Source organism: Bradyrhizobium sp. TM239 (assembly GCF_036247985.1).
Classification (GTDB): domain Bacteria; phylum Pseudomonadota; class Alphaproteobacteria; order Rhizobiales; family Xanthobacteraceae; genus Bradyrhizobium; species Bradyrhizobium ottawaense.
The window spans coordinates 118,544-137,215 of sequence record NZ_BTIR01000008.1 but is presented as its reverse complement, the minus strand read 5'-3'; the positions used below and the strand labels follow the sequence as shown (position 1 = coordinate 137,215).

Below are 18,672 nucleotides of genomic sequence, written 5' to 3'. Positions count from 1 at the left end.
GTCATTGCGAGGAGCTCGCGACAAAATTGCGTAGCAATTTTGCGCTGATGCGACGAAGCAATCCAGAAATGTTTCCGCGGAGGGATTCTGGATTGCTTCGCTTCGCTCGCAATGACGGGGATAGAACGGCGAGCGTAGCCCAGAGGACGACCGATGCCGCTACGAAGCCCTACCCCGCGTCAACCTCGTCCGGCGCCGGCCCGGCAACGAGCCCCTCGAGACTGACCATCAGCAAATCGGCCACGTGCATCAACTGGTACACCGGAATATCCACCTCACCCTGCTCGGCCGCCGCCACGAAGGCCGGCGCGACACCGATGCGCTCGGCGAGCTGGGCTTCGGTGTAGCCGCGGGTCTCGCGTGCGGCCTTGACGCGCGCGCCGATGCCGAGCCGGTGCCGGGCCTGCTCGTCCGCGGTCATCATGGCCGCCTGCTCGTCCGGGCTTGCATAGCCCTCGATGAACGCGCCGCCGATCAGCCTCTCCTTGCGCCAGGCGAGCCGGCAGACCTTGCGCAGACCGCTCGAGAAGATCAGCGAAAACTGCTCCGGGACCCATGCCGAGCTGTTGAGCGCCACGCGCGCGCCGGTGCCGGAGACATCGCGGATCGTGCAGGGCACGCTGACGATGCTGCCGGTGCCGTTGTCGAACTCGACGATGCCGGTCCGCAACGTGTGATGCCTGACTGCGGCGCGATGATCGCTCATGACAGCTCCCGAAAACTTGCGGCGGCGTCGCATGGCGTATCCGACGCATCCGAAATCGGGGCGAAGATACCGCGGAATTTCTCCGTAACTCCTAAGCTTCCAGCGGTTCAGTCGTGACCGGATGCCATGGTAAAGGAATTGCTCCCGGGCGGCCGCTCTCGGCGGCGTTCGCGTAGCCCGGACGGCGCGCAAGCGTCATCCGGGAAAGGTGTCCGCGACGCACGAATAGCCGATCACGCACGCGCGCGGCGCAGGGCGTGCTCCAGCGTCTTTCTTTGCTTGTCCCAACGGGACTGCTCGGCCTCGGCGCGTTCGTCGAGCGCGGCCCGCTCGGCGTCGATCTGCTCTGCCCGCGCGTCGTGCTCCCGCCTCGCTCTGTCCAGCGCCGCCTCGGCGATGGCGACCGCCTTGTCGCGGCGGGCGCGCGCCTTGGTGCGGGCGGCCTCCTCCTTGCGGCGCTCGGCCTCCCGGCGCTTCTCCTCCTTCGCGAACGCCGCCGCGGCCTTGCGCGCCGCTTGATCGTCGATCTCAGGGGATGCTGTCCGCACCGTCCTGGCGGGACGCTTCGTCGATCCCGGCCTGCTCTTGAGCCTGGTCTTTGTCTTGCTCTTGCTTCTGGGTCTCGCTTCGCCCTCGGCGAGATCCGTCGGCAGGGCGGCACTCTCCGTGAATGGGCCGTCCGAGCCGACCGGGCGCCTGAGCACGACACCGGGCCTCGCCATGGTCGCCGCGACGATATCGGAATCGTCAGTCTCCTTCGCCGCGCCCTGATGGAACAGGTTGGAGCTGGCGCCCCAGGCCTCCAGTGCCGCCTTCATCGAGGGTGCCGCGATGGCCTGGTCGTAGAAGCCGAGCGAGGTCTGGTAGGTCTTCAGCTTTCGTTTCGGTTTTGCCGGCATGTCGTCCCGATTGTGGTTTCGCTAATCCGGGCTACGAACTACGAACTTCCAGCCAGCGCATCATACCCCTTCTCGCTGAACGCCAGCAGACAGAACCCGTTCCCAAACGGATCGGCCAGCATCGCGATCCGCCCATACGGCGCATCGCGCGCGGGCGCCTCCAGGATCGCGCCGGCACTGAGCGCACGCGTGACGGCGGCGTCGACATCGTCAACGACGACGTCGATATGCACCGGCGTCCAGTGCCGCTGGTAGCGGCGGCGGTCGCCGCCGGCACCTAACGTGCCGGCCTGCTTGGTCAGGAGATAGACCGGCGCGGGCCAGCCGAGCAGCTCGACGAAGTCGGCGCCGAAGCGGCGGCCGACGCTGAGGCCGAAGGCGGCGGTGTAGAAGCTCGTGGCCTGCGCGACGTCGGGGACATCGATGTTGAGGAGGAAGGTCATGGCGGACTCGTTGCGCGGTTGCGCAGCGAGCGTAGCCCGGATGGAGCGCAGCGCAATCCGGGATGTTGCCGCACGCTCGGACCCGGATTTCGCGGAGCCTGTCATCGGGCCGCGCTTCGCGCCGACCCGTTGGCTCCATCCGGGCTACGCCCTCCGCACGAACTCCTCGCGGTCGAGCATGCCATCATGCCCGTGTTTTGCCCGACGTCTCAAGTCATTATTCGGCGTTACCGAAAACACGAGAATTATCAAAGCCATGTCTACTGTGCATGGGGTTGTTTTCGCAAAATCGCTTCCGGCGGCCTCACTTGCCTCTCAGGCTGAGGATATAGGCCGAAAGCGCATCCGCCTGCTCCGGCGCGATCACGAGGTTCGGCATGTTCTGGTGGCTGGTCCGCCAAAACACCTTGAGCGACAGCGCGGTGGTGCCGCTCCTGTCGGCGATGGCCTGGAAGCTCGGGGCCTCGTCGAAGAAGCCGGCCATGTGCGGCTCGACGGCGTGACAGGTCTGGCACCATGCCTCTGCCAGACGATGCCCTTCGTCGACCGCGCGCGGACCCGACCTCGGCGCCCCCGCGGCGGTGTGGACGACGCTGAACAGAAACAGCACCGACAACGCGATCAGGACGGCGAGGCCGATGTAGATTCGAGCGCTGTGCGACATGACAATCCCTCGCGATGGCGCGGCAGTTCAGCCAGCTTGACGCCTGGCCGGCACACCGGGTTGATCTGCGTCAACGGATTGCGCCCTCGCATCGCAGCCCCGCGCGCAACCTCAGCACGTCACGAGTTCGGTGTGGCCAAAACCCTTGGAGTAGTCGAGCAACGAGATGACGGTCGGCGTCAGCCGAGCGCATCGCCGTTGATGCAGCTCAACTCGCGAGGGCGACATTGCCTCATGGATCAAGCCGGTCGCAGGGATCGCGGCAACCGCGTAGGCTCGCGCCCGTCAACGACTCACGGAGGCACCACCATGAACGGCAATCGCTATTACGGCGTCCGCGTCGAGGGCGCGAAATACGGCGTCGGCTTCGGCTCGGCGCTCGCCATCGCGATCTCCTACACCAACAACCATTCGATTCTGTGGGCGATCATCCACGGCATCCTGGGCTGGTTATACGTGATCTTTGTCGCGCTGTTTCGGTGATATCGCACCGGCAGGCGATCGCGGTTGCAGGCAGGCGGCAGCTTTCCCTTGCTTTCCTCGATCCTGCCCCTAGGGTCGCGCCGCGAACGAAGCGTGAGACCAGAGAAGGGTTAGACGAGACTTGCCATGACCGACACGATGAAATGCCCTGCCTGCAGCTCCGAGCACGCCTATCAGGACCGCGATCTCTGGGTCTGCCCGGAATGCGGCCATGAATGGAGCGGTGCGGCGGAGGCGGCGGCGGACACCGCGCAGGACGCGGGCGTGCGCGATGCCAACGGCAATGTGCTCGCCGACGGCGACAGCGTCATCGTGATCAAGGACCTCAAGATCAAAGGCTCCTCCTCGGTGGTGAAGGGCGGCACCAAGGTGCGCAACATCCGCCTCCAGGACGCCAGCGACGGCCACAACATCGCCTGCAAGATCGACGGCATCGGCGCGATGAACCTGAAGTCGGAGTTCGTGAAGAAGGCATAGCTCGCGCTTACCTTTGCCGCTGTGCCAGATAGAACCCGCACAGCACCGTCACCAGCCCCGCGGCCTGCAGCATCGTCGGCGGCTCGCCGAGCAGCAGCCAGCCGGTGAGCAGCGTCAGCGCCGGCACGCAGGCCGGAAACACCGCAGCGCGGGCAACGCCGAGGCGCTGGACCGAGACGGCGTAGAGATAGAGCGCGGCGGGGCCGGCGAGCACGCCCTGCGCCAGCGCCTGGATCGCGTTCTCGGTCACGCCGATCGCCGCAACATGGGCGAGGCCGACGGTTGCGATGTAGACCGGCAGCAGCAGCAGCGACAGCACGTTGATGACGAGCGCGGCCGACACGGCGGAGACGCGCCAGTGGCGCAGGGCTGCGCCGAAGCCGGCGAACATCAATCCGGTGAGCACGAAGATCAAATCGCCGAGCACGCCGTCGGCCCCGATATGGCCGATCGATTCGGCGCCGATCACGCCGAGGCCGCCGACGATGACGACCGCGCCGGCAAGGCGCGAGGCGGAGATGTGCTCCTTCAGCACGACCGCCGCGAGCAGCAGGCCGCCGAGCGTCGCGCAGGAAGGCTGGATCACGCTGCCATGGCCGAGCGGCACGAACAGGAAGCCGGTGTAGGAGATCAGCGACATCACGGGGCCGCCGAGCACCATCAGCACAACGCCCCTGCTCCAGCCGATGCCGCAGAGATCGGAGATGCCGGCGCGGAACACCAGCGGCAGGAACGCGATCCCCGACCAGACATAGCGATGCACTAGCAGATCGACCGGCGTGAAGCCGACCTTGAGGCCATGCCGCGTGGCGGCAAAGCCGAACGCCCAGAACAGCGCCGCGGCAAGGCCGCAGACCACGCCGAGCAGGGCCGGCGCCGCATCGTTGTTCTGAGATAGAGCGCCGGCGCCGCTCGTCCGCTGATCCATGGGTTCAAGCCTTATGTCAGCGCGTATACCGCCTCAACCCACGCGGCTGCAGGGCTGGCACGCGGCGGTGATTGTGGGCCCACGCATCACGCCTCCTGCTCGAAGACCATCCGCCATCCCTTGCGCGTATCCATGTATTCCCGCACCTGCCTGATCCGGTCGCCCGCCACCGTGAACACGAAGCAATAATCGTTCTCGTACGGCTTGCCGCCGGGCAGCGTCGCGCGCATCCGCTCCTCCACGATCACGACATCGCCGTCGGCGTACACGCCGCGGAACGCGATATCGATGTTCGAGAACATCTTGTGCATCTCTTGCGCGATGAAGCGCGCGATCTGGTGCGGTCCGGCCATGTGGTCGGTGTGATCGAGCGCGACGGCCGTGGCATTGCCCTTCGGCGCGATCCATTCGGCATCGTCGGTGAACAATGCGGCGATGCGTTCGGCATCGCGCGACGAAAAGGTCTTCCACGCGTTCAGGACGATCTCTTTCGGGCTGGACATGATGCGCTCCCTCGTTGTCTTTGAGGGTCGCCTTCTAGGTCGCGATGCGCCTTGCGGCTCGCCGCAATCGGACTCGGTCATCCCGCAGCCCTTCCGCCGCTGCCGTCATGCGTTATGATCGGCCATGCTGAGCTTCGATGTCTGCAACGCCGCGCGCCTGCGCCGCGATCCCTGTTATGACGGCCGATTCTTCACGGCGGTGAAGACCACGGGCATCTATTGCCGCCCGGTCTGTCCGGCCAAGCAGCCGCTGACGCGCAACGTCGCCTATTATCCGACGGCGGCGGCGGCCGAGGCCGCCGGCTTCCGGCCCTGCCTGCGCTGCCGCCCCGAGACCGCGCCGTTCTGCCCGGCCTGGAACGGCACGCGCTCGACGGTGGCGCGGGCCATGAAGCTGATCGATGACGGCGCGCTCGACGAAGGCTCGGTGGTTGATCTGGCGATGCGGCTCGGCATCTCCTCGCGTCATCCGGCGCGCCTGTTCGAGCGCCACGTCGGCGCCACGCCCCAGCAGCTCGCAAGGACGCTGCGCGTCCAGCGCGCCAAGCGCCTGCTCGATGCCGGCGATGACAGCATGACCGATATCGCATTCCAGGCCGGCTTCGGCAGCCTGCGCAGATTCAACGCCGCCTTCGCCGAACTCTACGGCCGCTCGCCGTCAAGCCTGCGCGCGCGGAGGGCTTAGCGCGCCGCTGGAAGTCGCTCAGAAAAATCCGGGGCTGAGATCCAGGCCGTAGGTCAGGCTCAGCACGAACACGAACAAAGCGGCGGCGGCGAACAAAGCTGTCTGCTTGAGAATGAACGCACGCGGCGAAGTGGTGGCGGCAACGACTTTCTGCGCAACGGGCATAATGGCCTCCATTATGACTTCAAAATTGGCCGCAACAATGCGGCGGCCGCATCAAGCAACGCGACGTGCAAAGCAACTGTTAAAAGGATCACGCCCGTGATGAACGGGCATACATAACCGGCACATTCACGCGAAGTTGTTCGCGGCCGGATTCTCAATCAGCGCATCGGTGTCAATTCATCGTGCCGATGCATTGCACGATGTGCGCCGGCGCGAGATCGCGCACAAGGCAGTTCCAACGATTCCTGCACGCGCGGTGCGTAAGCCGCATCGATTTCGATATCGCGCGTGAGGCAGTGGATCCCGCCTCTCCGCGGAACCCACCTGCCGTTCACGATGTCAGCTTAGCGCGCCACGCCGACGGTCGCGGTCTTCACCTTGCGAGGGCTGAGCACCTTCGCCTGATGGACCGAGGCGAGCGTGGTCGGCGCAGCAGTCTGCTGCTCGACATGCGCGGCGCCGAGGACGCGAACCTGCAAGGGCGAGACCGGAAATCCATTGGTCTCGTAAGTCGGCAGCTCGGCGGCGAAAGCCGCGGTGCTGCCCGCGATCGTCAGGATGGCGGCGGCGATCGACAGAGTCTTCTTGTTCATTGGTGATGCTCCTGAGTGGAAGAGTCGGAGCATATTTAGGCGCGTTTTGCTGCATTGCGACATGCTTTGTTGCATTGCAACAGCGCGTGCGGTGCATGGCGATATGTTTAATACGTACAAGGCGTTGGCCGAATCACGGCCGGCCGCGACATGACGGTTTTATGGACGGTGCTCAACCACCGAGCACATTGCCCCAGCCATCGAAGAGATAGGCCTTCCAGGCCACAGTTCCGTCGTCGCCCAAGCGGCTGGCCTGCCGGTAATCGTCGGCCTGATCAGCGGTCCAGGTGATGATCGTGTCCGTGAGGCGATCGTGCAGGATGGCGGGCTCGGTGGGATCGAAGGCGTCCATGGGACGAAGCGAGGAATGCGTCATGGCCGACCAAACGCGCCAGCCGCAACAAAGTTGCCTCAACCCGTCGGGCAAGCCCCCTGCGTCAAAAGGGTGATGCCCGCCCCACGCTCCCTCATCGATGCCGTGGCGCGACGCCCTATTTCAACGCAGTCGCCAGCGATTGCAGCTTTGCGACGAGATTGGTGCCGAGCGCATAAATGATCTCGATGATCGCGAGCGCGATGCCGGCTGCGATCAGGCCGTATTCGATCGCGGTGGCGCCGGATTCATCGGCGACGAATTCAGCCCATTTGCATTTCAACTTCACAATCGTGTCCTTCCCACTTTGCCGGAACGGCCGGCAAGCGAGAAATGCACGACCACAATCCAAGATTGAGTAAACCCGATCGCTTCAAGTTGACGACAATGCCCGTTTGCTGGGGGATTCCCTTGAAAACCGCAGTGGAACCCGCGTTGCAGCTTGGCAACACCCCTGCGAAAAGCCCGATTTCACCGATTTAGGCCATTGCGTCGCCACACGGTCCTCCGAACAATCGAGGCGCTGCGTGCCTTTCCGTGCAAGACTGTTTTTGCATCATGACTGTTCCGACAGAGCGTGTCCGAACAGAACCGTTTGGAGGCAGGGATCATGAACGATCGGCGGTCTCTTCTGGTGGCGGTCGCGTGCCCCTCGGCCGTTCTTGCCGGTTGGCTGGCGCTTTCCCTCTCCGCCTATGCCCCTGCCCTCATCGAGAACAGCGGCGCCAATGCGGCTGCCGTGTCGCGCGCGAAAGATCTCAGCCGGCTCGACCTCGCCGACGTCCCGCACGCTGTGACGATCGAGGACGGCATTGCCTTGACGGCCGACATAGCGGCTGCCGTCGCTGCGGCACCGGCGCCGACGATCACCGAAGCGGTGCCCGAGCCTCCCGCCATCAAGCTCGCCTCGGCCGATCCGGCGCTGATCCTGCCGACGGAGACGCCGCCTGCGCCGCAGATCTCGCCTGAACCAGAGCCCGTCGTGGGCGAGGCCGCCCCAGTTGCAGCGCCAGCGCCCGTCAAGCTCGCATCTGCCGATCCCACCGAGATCGTGACGACGGACGCCCTGTCCCCCGCGGCGATCGCGAGCGGTCCCGTCACGCCTGTGAGCAAGGCATCACCGCCCGCCGACACCGTCGCCGTGCTCGACGAATGCTTCGTCATGGATGCCTGCATCGACCGCTATCTCTGGGCGCTCTATCAGCGCACCGCAAAAGAGGACTCGATCAAAGTCCAGGAGCGCCGCGCGGTCACCGTCAAGCGCAAGGGCAAGACCGTCACGGTGATGCGCAGCTTCACGAAGCTGGTCGACGAGGATTTCGGCTGGAAGGATCCGAAAGCGGCCGAGCACGCCGGCATGTCGATGATGGACTACGTCATCGGCGGCATGGACAAGAGCTTCAAGCGGAAGCTGTTCCGCACGCTGCTTGCCGCGGAAGCCGCCGGCCTCTCGCCCGGCATCACCAGCGCGTTCCGTGACGATTATCGCCAGTCGATCGCAAGCGGCCTGAAGGCCGCCTCCGACCGCTCCTATCACGGCGGCAGCACGCGCGGCGGCTACGGCCATGGCATGGCGGCGGACATTGTCAGCACGCAGGGCAATAACCGCGCGCAGCGCTGGGTCTCGACGGAAATCCTGTGGAAGTGGGTCGACGCCAACGGCAAAACGTACGGCATCGGCCGGCCCTATCTCGGCCGCGATCCGCCGCATGTCGGCCCGGTGGACGGTGCGGAATACATCTCGCGCCGCGGCACGGCCGACCACAAGGAAGCCGCCCACGTCAAACCGAAGAAGACGCGGGCTGTCGCGAGCGACAGGTCGCCAAAGGCCCAAAAGGCACAAGCCGCGCGCGAGCAGAAGAGCCCGGCCAAGCCACAGAAATCAGCGCAATCGACCGGCAAGCGCGCAACCTGAGGCCGTTACGGCGCGCGCCCCGGCATCGGCAGCGGCACGAGCCGCATCTCGGCCGTGCCGGCATCCTGCGTGCGCACCAGCACCGCAAAGATGGTCTCGACCGCAAGCCGTACCGCGGTCTCGATCGCCTCGCCCTTGGCCAGATGTGCCGCGATCAGGCCGGTGAGGAGATCGCCGGTGCCGTAGGGGCGGATCGGCAGGCGCGGCGTCGCAAAGCGCGACAATTGCCCGCCGGCGCAGAGGATCGTCTCCACCTGCCCCACCGGCGTATCGGTGAGCGTGCAGCCGGTGGCGACGATTTCGATGCGGCCGGTCCCCGCCAGCGCCGCACACCCCGCACGCAGGTCCTGCGCATCCGCGATCGTGAGACCTGAAAGCAGCTCGAGCTCGAACTGGTTCGGCGTGGTGAGGTTCGCTGCCGGCAGCAGCCGGTGCCGCACCACGTCCAAAATGCCGTCGGCGACATAGACCCGGCCGTCGTCGCCGATCACGGGATCGCAGAGATAGACAAGCTTGGATTTCCGCGTGAGCGCCCGCTCGACGAAATCAGCGATGACGGCGGCGTTGCCCGGCGAGCCGAGATAACCGGTCACGAGCACGGCGGCCTCATCGACCAGACCGCGCTCCTCGACGCCCTTGAGAAGATCGGCAACGAGCTCGGTCTCCAGCACCCGCCCGCGCAGGCTCGGATAGCGCGGATGGTTGGACAGCAGCGTCGTCGGCACCGCCGCCACGTTCACGCCCTCCGCCTGAATGGCATAGGCGGCCGCGCTGTTGCCGACATGGCCGTGAACCACCTGGCTTTGAATGGAGATGACGAGCATGAAAGAGGTCCGAAAGGAGAAACATCAGGCGAGGCAAGAGTAGCCCGTCTCGGCCCCGAGAGCACGCGCCGCCCGCACTTCAACGTCCTGCCAGCTCACCGAGGTAAGCGCAGAACATGTCGGCCAGCCCATCGGCATGACGCGCGATCTCGGCCTCGCTGCGCGGCGTTTCTGAAAACCGCTTGCCGACTTCGCTCAGCGTCGTCTTGATGAGCTCGCCGGCAAGCGCACGGGTCGCCTCCGATGCTCTGGGCAGCGCTTCCCGCATGAACGCCGCGATGATCCCCTCGCCGGCGGCTCGCGCGTCCTGCGCCTCGGGCGCGTCGCGATAGAGCGGCGCCGCATCGCTGAGCGCGCCGCGGATCGCGGCCTCCTCGCACTCAGACAGAATGAAGGCATGGACCAGCGCGCGCAGCCGCACCGGCGGCGGCTTCGCCCGGTCCTCGAGGAGACCGCGCAAGAGGTCACTGGTGCGCCGCCACTCGTCGCTCTGGAGACGAAACAGGATCGCGGCCTTGTTCGGAAAGTATTGATAGAGCGAACCGACGCTCACCCCGGCCCGCTCCGCCACCCGCGCCGTGGTGAAACGTTGCGCGCCCTCCTTCGCCAGGACCTGAACAGCGGCATCGAGAATGGCCGCGACAAGCTCGCTGGAGCGGGCCTGTTGCGGCTGTTTTCGTGAAGAAATTGAACGGCTTCGACGGTCGGCCATGGCTCGCTCGGGCAATGCGAATAGGAAATGCGACGAATTAGTCGTATTTCAATCGGCACGCGCAAGCACGCGTTTCTTCGCCAACTCTGGAGGCCTCGAATGAGCACCCCGACCATCACATCGCTTGCGCCGCTGCTGGACCGCCTGTTCGACGAGGCTGAGGCAGCAAACGGCCCAACACGCGCCGCCGTCGCGGATCTGTCCGACGCAGATCGGACGCGCTTGATGCGCAGCAAGACCGACTATCGCGACCTCTACGGACGCTTGAAGGACGCACCGCTCGCGGTCTCGCCCGAAACGGGCCACCTGCTCTACATGCTGGCACGCAGTTCCCGCGCCAGGGTGATCGTCGAGTTCGGCACGTCGTTCGGCATCTCGACGCTGCACCTTGCCGCAGGTCTGCGCGACAATGGCGGCGGCCACCTCATCACCAGCGAATTCGAGCCGTCCAAGGCGGCGCGGGCGCGGGAAAACCTCATCGCGGGCGGCTTGATCGACCTCGTCGAAATCCGTGAAGGCGACGCGCTGAAGACGCTCAGCGCCGATCTGCCTGCTACGATCGATCTCGTGCTGCTCGACGGCGCCAAGGCGCTCTATCCGGAGATCCTTGATCTGCTGGAAGGCCATCTCGGACCGGGTGCGATCATCGTCGCCGACAATGCCGACGACAGCCCGGACTATCTGGCGCGCGTACGCGCGCCCGACAGCGGCTACATGTCCGCGCCGTTCGCCGAAGACGTCGAGCTCTCCGTGCGGATCAGCTGACACAGGTCGAAACGCCACGAAATTCTGGAGCCGCCGCGCTCTTCACCACGCGGCGGCTTCATGCTGTCACGGGTGTCGCAGCCTCGTCACTCACACGTGATACCCCGTCCTGGCCAAAGCAGGGCCAGGGCGTGCTAAACATACCTACCACGCGGTATCTTCCTGTTCCCCGCGCCGGAGCTGACCATGACCTCCGCCTTCAATGCCTACGCAGCGCTCGCCCTCGCCATCGTTCTCGAGGTCACGGCGTCCGCCTTCCTGCAGCAATCCGCGCAATTCACCCGGCCGTGGCCGACGCTGGCCATGGTGCTGTTCTACGTCGCCTCGTTCTATGCGCTGTCGGTGGCGATCCGCGTCATCCCCTTGAGCATCGCCTATGCGATCTGGGGCGGGGTCGGCATCATCCTGACCGCCACCGTCTCCTTCGTGCTGTTCCGCCAGATGCCGGACGCCGCGGCCTTCGTCGGCATCGCATTGATCGTATCCGGGGTCGTGGTCATCAACCTGTTCTCGCAGGCCAGCGTGCATTGATGGCGGAAAGCCGCTACACCCGCGCCAAACAGCCGGAGCAGGTCCGGCGCGCCCTGCTCGACTGTGCCGCGGCGATCGCCATGGACCACGGCGTCGCCGGCGTCACGGTGCAGGCGGTCGCAGTCGCGGCCGGCGTCACCAAGGGCGGGCTGTTTCACCACTTTGGCAGCAAGCAGGCACTGATCGAGGGCCTGTTTGCCGATCTCCTCGCGCGTGTCGATGCCGAGATCGACGCCACGATCGAAGCCGATCCGAAACCAATCGGCAGCTTCACGCGGGCCTATGTGAATGCGGTGTTCACCGGCAAGACCCTGGGATTCGCAACGCCCTGGGCGGCGCTGAGCATGGTCGTCGTCACCGATCCGCCGCTCCGGCGGCTCTGGAACGACTGGATCAAGGCGCGGCTAAAGCGCCATCGCGCAACCGACGGCACGCCCGAACTGCAAATGGTGCGCCTGGCCGCTGATGGCGCCTGGCTCTCTTACGTCACGACGGGACAGACGCGGATGAGCGCCGAGCTACGCGCGGTGCACGCACTGCTGATCGCGCAGACCTATCGACGCAGATAGCAGCCCGCACGCCTACTGGCTCTGCACCGGCTTGGGTGGACGCGATGCGGATCGGGCGGGCTTCTTGCCGGGCTTGGCCACAGCGCGCGCCGGCGGCTCGTCGACCGACTCCAGATACGCCGCGAGCGCCTTGGCCGAGTCCGAACTGGTCGCGTAATGGTCCTTCAGGAACCAGGACAGCGTCAGGCTGAAGCGACCCTTGGCAAGGCCGCGCGGACTGCGATGGCAGGTCGCGCAGCCGTCAGCGAACAGTTTGGCGGGCGGCTTGCCGGCATCGAGATTTTGCGCGGTGGCAACCGTCGCCGTCAGAACGGCGGCGGCTGCAACAGTCATCACGGGCACGATCCGATCGCGCCCCGGTCGAAACAGCGATGTCAAAATGCCGTCCCCTCGCCCGCCCTTCGGTCACGCCGCCGACAGCTGATCGAACTCGGGCGGTGCGTAGGCCTTGCCGTCCTGGTCGGTGATGACGACCCGCCACCCCTCGCTCGCCCACACCTTCGCCTTCGCCACGATGAGCAGCCGGCTCTCCCGGGCGAAACTGTACTTCTCGTTGTCGCGTTCTGCGATCATCTTGTAGGCCAATTCGCATCCCCTTGCGTCGCCCTGCACCCGGCCTCCTCGTGGCAGCGGGCTTTGGCGGCAATTCGCCGGGAGCGTGGCAATTTGGTGCCATCCGCTGGCATGGCGCCGATGATCGGCAACCGGCGTCGAGCCGTGCCCCACAGGAATGCAATTCCAACCCGTCGCAGGTTCCCCCTGCGACGACGGAGCCGTCTACAAGCCCTGCTGGACCATGTCGTGCCGGATCGGCCGCCGGGGGGCGGCCCGTCACATCAGCAATGGAACCATCGTCCCGTGTCCGAGCCCGCTAGTGCACGCGGATGATGTGGGGTCGGCCGAGATCAATCAGCCCTTGCACCGCAGAGAGGCGGTCGTCGAGGGCTGCAATGGTGAGCAGCAGGTTGTTGCGGCGCTCGTCGAGCATGCCCATCTCGGCGCCGGTGAGCTTGGCGCTCGTTCGTTCCTTGTGGATCCCTTCGAGGGATTCGCGCAGTCCGGCAATCAAGCCGGTCAGCTGCTTGGCCTCCTTCGTCATCGAACGCTTCGCGACATTCTGGCGGCGCGTCTCCGCCTGGCTCTGTCTCATGTCATCCTCCCGTGCCCCGCTGCCCCGAGTGGATGCTTACAGCTTTGGGTTGACATGTTACGATCGATGAAATCTGCACAAGAAGAACTATCTTAAATTGTAAAGGCCTCGACACAGCGAAGAAAAAGCCCGGCACCAGGGCCGGGCTTTTGCTTTGCAATGCTAGTGCTTCTGATGTCCGCCACCGGGGCCGCCCGCCGGGGCGCCGCCGCCACGCGGGGCGGCATTGATGTGCGGAGCACCGCCCCCGCCGCCGTGCGGCATTGCAGGCGCGGCCGCGCGCGGCGCCGGCATCTGCGCGCGGGCATTCATCGGCGAACCATGGTTCACATTTGGCTGGGCGACATGCGGCATCGCGGGACGCGCTGAAGCCGCGGCCGATACACGCGGCGCTTCATGCGCGCGGGCCATCGGCTGCGCACGCACCGGAGCGCCGGTCGCAGCCCGCTCGTGCATCATGCGTGCTTGTGCATCGCGCGGATTGCGGGTCTGCACATTGGTCCGCTCATGCGCGATGCGCTCGCTTCGTCCAACGCGGGCCCGGTCGGGCGTAGCCGTCGCGTCGCGCCTGGCGACAGCGGCATCATGCCGAGCCGTCGTGGCATCACGACCGGAGACTGCCGCGCCGCCCCTGGCACGCACACCGTCGCGCCCCAATGCGATCGCCGCGTCGCGGGTTGCCGCGCGGCCGATGCGGGCGGCACGCGGATCGATCGTCATCCGCGTCGCAACGCTCTGATGCGAGGTCCAGTAATTATTCCAATAGGCATGACGTCGATACCAGGGACGTCCTCCATAGTAATTCGACCAATACGAGGTCAGCACGAAGGGAACGACGGGCACGTCGATCTCGTCGACATAGTCGGGGAGATAGACGTAATGATTGCGATAGAGATATTCGAGATATTGCGACGACACCCAGCCGCGATCATCGGAGAAGCTGACGTCGCACCAGGCGTTGCCACGCAGGCAACCATGGATGTTGACGCGGGCGCCCTCGGGGACACGATCGACCAGGGGAAAGCCCGAGCCGGGCCCAGCGCGCAGGCCGGTCGAGACGGTGACGATGCCCGGCGCGGCCAATGCGGCTGTTGGCGCGAGCAGCAATGCAGCAACCAGAACGCTCTTGAATGTCATGGTGTGTTCCTCCTCTTCCGAGTCGGAACGCGCTGGCAGGACAGGCGTTCCGCGTATGGCGCGCCCATCCATCGAAAGACTGAAACGCGCGCCGCGCGCGGTTCAATATTCATCCGCCGTTCATCGGCAACGCGCGAGCCGGCGCTTGCCGACCGTCAGTTGGCCTGCAATCAGTTGGCCTGCAACATGAACGCGTCGAAGTACGACGCAAGCCCGGCAAAATCAGAGAGCGGCAACACGTTCGCGACATACTGGTCCGGCCGCACTACGACCATGCAGCCCGCCTTCCGATCTATGCCACGCATCGTGAAAACGTCCTGGCCGCTCTTGAGGTCCGGACAGAACATCTTCTCGTAGTCGCGCAAGCCATAGCGCCCCTTGCGCGGGAGCAGCAGCGACGGCATCGCCTCGACGGCGAGCTCGCGGTGATTTTGCTGAAAGACCGCCCGCAGATCGATCACGTTGTCGATGTCGGCGCCAACAGGGGTATATCGTCTCACCGGAGACTCCCTGGCTTCAGTCAAAAAGTTGCACAGCGTGCGAATGGCGGAGCCCGCGGCCGCAGGATCTTCGGCAGGCGAAAACGCGTAGATCCGGAAGCGGCCATCAGCCTGCGCGGCGTGACCGAGATGGACCGGCTTGGCATCGGCCAGCCGGATCACCGGCGCGGAATGGAAGCGCTTGCCGATGACGAGGCCTTGCGCGAGGTGCTGATGCGAGGCTGCACCGGTGAGGATCGATGGCGTGTAATGCGTCGCCGTGCCCGCGGTGTAGCGGCCATGCCTGACGAAATAGTCCTGTGTCCTGGCGGCGTCGGCGCCGCCCGCCTCTGCTGACGAAGCCAGAATCCCTGCCCACTCGCGATCGAAATCGATCAGCTCTTTCGCCACCGCCTGGCGCTCCGCCGAATAGGAATGCAGCAAGCTCGGCGCGCACTGCGTCCGGAGGACGGCGGCAAGCTTCCAGCCGAGATTGAAGGCGTCCTGCATCGAGACGTTCATGCCCTGCCCCGCCTTGGGGCTGTGGGTATGGCAGGCATCGCCGGCGATGAAGATGCGTGGCAGGCGCGATGCGATCTCGGCCTCCGGCACGTCGTCGAACTTGTCGGTGAGACGCTGGCCGATCTCGTAGACCGACCACCAGGCGATCTCCTTCACCTCGAGCGCATGCGGCTTCAGGATCCGCTGCGCTTTGGCGATCACGTCATCGGCGGTGATGTTGCGGCTGGCGACGCGCTCGCCGACATCGAGCTTGGCCAGCTCGACATAGAGACGGACCATGTAGCCGCCTTCGCGCGGGATGATCAGCAGGCTGCCGTCCTTCGCCGACTGGATCAGGGTCTTGAAGCGGATGTCCGGGAAATCGGTCACCGCCAGGACGTCCATCACGCCCCAGGCGTGGTTGGCGGAATCGCCGTGCAGCTCGCGCCCGATCGACTTGCGCACCACGCTGCGCGCACCGTCGCAGCCGACCACATAGCGCGCCTTGATCGTCTCGACCTTGCCCTCGCTTCCTGCATCGGCGCGTTCGAGGCGCACGGTCACGGCATGGTCGGCGGGACCTGCGGCCGGATCGACCTCGAGGTCGAGCAGGCGGCGGCTGTAATGAGGGGCGAGCTTGGCCGGCGATTTCCGCATCACGTCGAGAAAGCCGTCATGGATGCGCGCCTGGTTGAGGATGACATGCGGGAATTCGGACAGGCCGTCCTCGACGTCTTGCACCCGGCCGCTGCGGACGATGGTCTCGGGCAGCCGCTCGTCCGGCCTCCAGAACGTCGTCTCGTTGACCCAATAGGCCTCCTTCAGCACGCGCTCGCTGAAGCCGTAGGCGTGGAACATTTCCATGGTGCGGCAGGCGATGCCGTCGGCCTGCCCGACCAGCAAGCGATCCGGCTTCTGCTCGACGATGCAGGTCTTGATATCGGGGAATTGCGCAAGCTGGGCGGCGAGCGTGAGGCCCGCAGGGCCGCAGCCGACGATGAGGACATCGACCGCGTCAGGCACGGCGCCCGCCGCGCCTGGGGCTTGAACGCGCTCGGCGGGGTCGGCGATGTCAGGGTCGCCCGGCTGAAATCCATTCAGATGGAATTGCATGAGCCTCTCCCGTCAACCCTCTGTTTTGATATTGCTCAGTATGCTGACTATCAGTATACTTGTCAACGATGGTGCACCGCCCTGCCTCCGAGGAGAATTCGGTGAAAGACAACAACGACATGCCCGGGCATCTGGCGCGCCGGTTCCAGCAGATCGCCGTCGCGGTGTTCCTGGCCGAGGTCGAGGATGCCGGCTTCGATCTCACGCCGGTGCAATACGCCGCGCTTGCGACCATCAAGGCCAATCCGGGGCTCGACCAGGTGACGCTCGCAGGGCTGATCGCCTATGACCGCACCACCATCACCGGCGTGATCGACCGCCTCGTGCAGAAGGGCCTGGCCGAGCGCCGCGCCTCGAGCCGCGATCGCCGCGCCCGCGAGCTCGAGATCACCGACGAGGGCCGGCGCACACTGCGCAAGATCACGCCGGCCGTGGAATCGGCCCAGCGCATCATGCTGCGCGGCCTCAGCGCGAAAGAGGGTGAGGATCTGATGCGGCTGCTGCGCAAGGCGATTGCCGCCGGCAACGATCTGAGCCGCGCGCCGCTCCGCGATCTCCAGGCATGATCCGGTCTTTTTGCACGTAATTGTCGCAGGCCTGCGAAACCAGGAACTAACCTTCGGCTGCTACGGTCGGCAACATTCTGCGCTTAACGCGCGATTAACTTTGCCGGTCTGGAGATCAGGATGTTCAGGTTCCTCGTTGCGGCAGCGGCCATCGCGCTTTCGACTGGCCATGCGCTCGCAAACGGTCATGGCGGCGGCGATGCCCCTCCTCCGCCCAAGCCCGAGGCGACGACCGCGCCGGCGAAGGTGGTCATCACCAAGCAGGGTCCCAAGCTCGTCGATCTCAAGGGCATGACGCTCTATTATTACGAGCACGACACCACCGGAAAGACCTCGAACTGCAACGGCAAGTGCACCGAGAGCTGGATGCCGTTGCCCGCAACGGCCGACGCCAAGGCCATCGGCGACTTCACCGTGATCAGCCGCAACGACGGCAGCAGGATGTGGGCGTACCGCTACCGCCCGCTCTACACCTCGGCCGCCGACAAGACGCCCGGCGACGTCAACGGCAATGCGACGACGCTGCAATGGCGCGTTGCCCGGCCCGGAGAGTAGGCAAAGCCGCCATCAGCGTGCTGGCGTGTGCGCGATGATCATCTCGTCGGGATCGGAGGCGCCGCGCGTACTCACCCGCGCCAGCGCGCGCCGGTCTCGGCCTGCGCGTTCTGTCCGGGCGGCAGCACGACCACCATCGAATTGAGCTTCACCCGGTCGTAGAGATCGATCACGTCCTCGTTGCGCATCCGGATGCAGCCGGACGAGATGGCCTGCCCGATATACTCCGGCTGGTTGGTGCCGTGGATGCGGTAGAGCGTGTCCTTGTTGCCGGAATAGAGATAGATGCCCCGCGCACCCAGCGGATTGGCGGGACCGCCGGGAACGCGCGCCGGATACGGTCCGAGCCGCGCCTGGATATCGGCTGTCGGAACCCAGTCCGGCCATTCCGCCAGGCGGCCGACCCGCGCGACACCGGAGAACGCCATGGCTTCCTCGCCGACCGCAACGCCGTAGCGGATCGCCTTGCCCTCAGGCAGCACGTAATAGAGGTAGCGCGCGTCGGTATCGACGAGGATGGTGCCCGGCTGCTCCTTGCGCTGGTAGTCGACGACGTGACGGAGATATTGCTCGGGCACGTTCGCTTGCGCGTAAGGCGTATGGGCGAGCAGCTGCCGGTCGCGCGGCGTCATGCTCGCGTCGGTCGACGGCGAAAGCGTTGCCTGCATGCAACCGCCCAGCGGCAGCAAGGCAACGACGAACAAAGCGATTAGAGATCTTGGCACCGCCGGCCCCCCGATAGCGGATAGCAGCGCCCCCAGCATCCCCAGATGCTGCCCAAATCGTGCTGAAAACAAGGCAACGTGGAACACGTGCGCGTGTTCGACGCGGACGGTTCCATCACCACAAACGGCGGAAGACCGTCGCATCATCTCCATCCCCTCGCCTTGCTTTGGTCAAACCCGGCTGGACTCGTGCGACATCGTGCGAGGCTCA

The 18,672-nt window shown here is 65.5% G+C and carries 27 protein-coding genes; 9 read left to right on the top strand and 18 right to left on the bottom strand.

The genetic code is table 11. From position 1 onward, the window contains the following. Positions 1-169: 169 nt before the first annotated feature. The 4 genes from AABA84_RS14415 to AABA84_RS14400 form a co-directional block, all read right to left on the bottom strand. Positions 170-706, bottom strand: a complete 537-nt coding sequence (locus AABA84_RS14415; protein ID WP_338312358.1) for a helix-turn-helix domain-containing protein — start codon at positions 704-706, stop codon at positions 170-172. A 233-nt stretch (positions 707-939) separates the two neighbouring features. Then, complete coding sequence (locus tag AABA84_RS14410; protein WP_338312357.1) at positions 940-1,605, bottom strand: cell envelope biogenesis protein TolA; 666 nt, start codon at positions 1,603-1,605, stop codon at positions 940-942. A gap of 38 nt (positions 1,606-1,643) precedes the next feature. Beyond that, positions 1,644-2,048, bottom strand: coding sequence for a VOC family protein (locus AABA84_RS14405; RefSeq protein ID WP_338312356.1), 405 nt, complete (start codon positions 2,046-2,048; stop codon positions 1,644-1,646). 304 nt (positions 2,049-2,352) lie between these two features. Continuing rightward, positions 2,353-2,712: a c-type cytochrome gene (locus tag AABA84_RS14400; protein WP_212244478.1), complete on the bottom strand. Its 360-nt coding sequence runs from the start codon at positions 2,710-2,712 to the stop codon at positions 2,353-2,355. A 309-nt stretch (positions 2,713-3,021) separates the two neighbouring features. Here AABA84_RS14400 and AABA84_RS14395 point away from each other — a divergent pair, with 309 nt between their 5' ends. Continuing rightward, positions 3,022-3,195, top strand: a complete 174-nt coding sequence (locus AABA84_RS14395; protein WP_018644642.1) for a hypothetical protein — start codon at positions 3,022-3,024, stop codon at positions 3,193-3,195. Between the two features lie 126 nt (positions 3,196-3,321). Then, positions 3,322-3,672, top strand: coding sequence for a zinc ribbon domain-containing protein YjdM (locus AABA84_RS14390; protein ID WP_018322971.1), 351 nt, complete (start codon positions 3,322-3,324; stop codon positions 3,670-3,672). A 7-nt stretch (positions 3,673-3,679) separates the two neighbouring features. Here the strand turns inward: AABA84_RS14390 and AABA84_RS14385 are convergent, their stop codons facing one another. Together AABA84_RS14385 and AABA84_RS14380 are read right to left on the bottom strand one after the other, a co-directional pair. After that, the gene (locus tag AABA84_RS14385) at positions 3,680-4,600 is read right to left on the bottom strand and encodes a DMT family transporter (RefSeq protein WP_338306794.1); all 921 of its coding nucleotides are present in this window, start codon (positions 4,598-4,600) and stop codon (positions 3,680-3,682) included. 86 nt (positions 4,601-4,686) lie between these two features. Continuing rightward, a complete protein-coding gene (locus tag AABA84_RS14380) occupies positions 4,687-5,103 on the bottom strand; it encodes a nuclear transport factor 2 family protein (protein WP_338312355.1) in 417 nt (138 codons plus the stop codon). Positions 5,104-5,227: 124 nt separating this feature from the next. On the opposite strand from AABA84_RS14380, the gene AABA84_RS14375 reads away from it, so the two are divergent. Beyond that, positions 5,228-5,788 carry a bifunctional transcriptional activator/DNA repair enzyme AdaA gene (locus AABA84_RS14375; RefSeq protein ID WP_338312354.1) on the top strand — a complete coding sequence of 187 codons (561 nt, stop codon included), beginning with the start codon at positions 5,228-5,230 and terminating at the stop codon, positions 5,786-5,788. Positions 5,789-5,806: 18 nt separating this feature from the next. On the opposite strand, the gene AABA84_RS14370 is transcribed toward AABA84_RS14375, so the two are convergent. From AABA84_RS14370 to AABA84_RS14355, 4 genes are all read right to left on the bottom strand, one after another. Then, a complete protein-coding gene (locus AABA84_RS14370) occupies positions 5,807-5,953 on the bottom strand; it encodes a hypothetical protein (protein ID WP_162832230.1) in 147 nt (48 codons plus the stop codon). A 344-nt stretch (positions 5,954-6,297) separates the two neighbouring features. Continuing rightward, the gene (locus AABA84_RS14365; protein ID WP_338312353.1) at positions 6,298-6,546 is read right to left on the bottom strand and encodes a hypothetical protein; all 249 of its coding nucleotides are present in this window, start codon (positions 6,544-6,546) and stop codon (positions 6,298-6,300) included. Positions 6,547-6,718: 172 nt separating this feature from the next. Further along, on the bottom strand, positions 6,719-6,922 hold the full coding sequence (locus AABA84_RS14360; RefSeq protein WP_212244499.1) for a hypothetical protein: 204 nt from the start codon (positions 6,920-6,922) through the stop codon (positions 6,719-6,721). Between the two features lie 115 nt (positions 6,923-7,037). After that, on the bottom strand, positions 7,038-7,202 hold the full coding sequence (locus AABA84_RS14355) for a Flp family type IVb pilin (RefSeq protein ID WP_208024939.1): 165 nt from the start codon (positions 7,200-7,202) through the stop codon (positions 7,038-7,040). A gap of 327 nt (positions 7,203-7,529) precedes the next feature. Between AABA84_RS14355 and AABA84_RS14350 the strand changes: the two genes are divergently transcribed. Further along, on the top strand, positions 7,530-8,834 hold the full coding sequence (locus AABA84_RS14350; RefSeq protein WP_338312352.1) for a hypothetical protein: 1,305 nt from the start codon (positions 7,530-7,532) through the stop codon (positions 8,832-8,834). 5 nt (positions 8,835-8,839) lie between these two features. On the opposite strand, the gene pdxY is transcribed toward AABA84_RS14350, so the two are convergent. Beyond that, positions 8,840-9,658 (bottom strand): pyridoxal kinase, encoded by an 819-nt coding sequence (gene pdxY / locus AABA84_RS14345; protein ID WP_338312351.1) that lies wholly within the window; start codon positions 9,656-9,658, stop codon positions 8,840-8,842. Positions 9,659-9,737: 79 nt separating this feature from the next. After that, positions 9,738-10,370 carry a TetR family transcriptional regulator gene (locus AABA84_RS14340; RefSeq protein WP_338312350.1) on the bottom strand — a complete coding sequence of 211 codons (633 nt, stop codon included), beginning with the start codon at positions 10,368-10,370 and terminating at the stop codon, positions 9,738-9,740. Between the two features lie 99 nt (positions 10,371-10,469). Here AABA84_RS14340 and AABA84_RS14335 point away from each other — a divergent pair, with 99 nt between their 5' ends. The 3 genes from AABA84_RS14335 to AABA84_RS14325 all read left to right on the top strand — a co-directional run bounded on the left by AABA84_RS14335 (position 10,470) and on the right by AABA84_RS14325 (position 12,235). Beyond that, a complete protein-coding gene (locus AABA84_RS14335; RefSeq protein ID WP_338312349.1) occupies positions 10,470-11,135 on the top strand; it encodes an O-methyltransferase in 666 nt (221 codons plus the stop codon). 186 nt (positions 11,136-11,321) lie between these two features. Further along, positions 11,322-11,666 (top strand): DMT family transporter, encoded by a 345-nt coding sequence (locus tag AABA84_RS14330; RefSeq protein ID WP_338312348.1) that lies wholly within the window; start codon positions 11,322-11,324, stop codon positions 11,664-11,666. Further along, positions 11,666-12,235, top strand: a complete 570-nt coding sequence (locus AABA84_RS14325) for a TetR family transcriptional regulator (RefSeq protein ID WP_338312347.1) — start codon at positions 11,666-11,668, stop codon at positions 12,233-12,235. The genes AABA84_RS14330 and AABA84_RS14325 overlap by 1 nt, the downstream gene beginning before the upstream one ends. A 12-nt stretch (positions 12,236-12,247) precedes the next feature. Here AABA84_RS14325 and AABA84_RS14320 read toward each other — a convergent pair whose 3' ends face one another. From AABA84_RS14320 to AABA84_RS14300, 5 genes are all read right to left on the bottom strand, one after another. After that, positions 12,248-12,568: a hypothetical protein gene (locus AABA84_RS14320; RefSeq protein ID WP_338312346.1), complete on the bottom strand. Its 321-nt coding sequence runs from the start codon at positions 12,566-12,568 to the stop codon at positions 12,248-12,250. 72 nt (positions 12,569-12,640) lie between these two features. Continuing rightward, the gene (locus AABA84_RS14315) at positions 12,641-12,847 is read right to left on the bottom strand and encodes a hypothetical protein (RefSeq protein WP_028144895.1); all 207 of its coding nucleotides are present in this window, start codon (positions 12,845-12,847) and stop codon (positions 12,641-12,643) included. A 259-nt stretch (positions 12,848-13,106) separates the two neighbouring features. After that, positions 13,107-13,385, bottom strand: a complete 279-nt coding sequence (locus tag AABA84_RS14310) for a hypothetical protein (RefSeq protein WP_038946607.1) — start codon at positions 13,383-13,385, stop codon at positions 13,107-13,109. A gap of 162 nt (positions 13,386-13,547) precedes the next feature. Then, complete coding sequence (locus tag AABA84_RS14305; protein WP_338312345.1) at positions 13,548-14,522, bottom strand: SH3 domain-containing protein; 975 nt, start codon at positions 14,520-14,522, stop codon at positions 13,548-13,550. Positions 14,523-14,692: 170 nt separating this feature from the next. Next, positions 14,693-16,615, bottom strand: coding sequence for an FAD-binding monooxygenase (locus AABA84_RS14300; protein ID WP_338312344.1), 1,923 nt, complete (start codon positions 16,613-16,615; stop codon positions 14,693-14,695). Between the two features lie 101 nt (positions 16,616-16,716). Here AABA84_RS14300 and AABA84_RS14295 point away from each other — a divergent pair, with 101 nt between their 5' ends. Then, positions 16,717-17,181, top strand: a complete 465-nt coding sequence (locus AABA84_RS14295; protein ID WP_212244523.1) for a MarR family winged helix-turn-helix transcriptional regulator — start codon at positions 16,717-16,719, stop codon at positions 17,179-17,181. 120 nt (positions 17,182-17,301) lie between these two features. After that, positions 17,302-17,736, top strand: coding sequence for a COG4315 family predicted lipoprotein (locus tag AABA84_RS14290; RefSeq protein WP_338312343.1), 435 nt, complete (start codon positions 17,302-17,304; stop codon positions 17,734-17,736). A gap of 71 nt (positions 17,737-17,807) precedes the next feature. On the opposite strand, the gene AABA84_RS14285 is transcribed toward AABA84_RS14290, so the two are convergent. Then, positions 17,808-18,404 (bottom strand): L,D-transpeptidase, encoded by a 597-nt coding sequence (locus tag AABA84_RS14285; RefSeq protein ID WP_162832231.1) that lies wholly within the window; start codon positions 18,402-18,404, stop codon positions 17,808-17,810. Between the last annotated feature and the right edge of the window lie 268 nt (positions 18,405-18,672).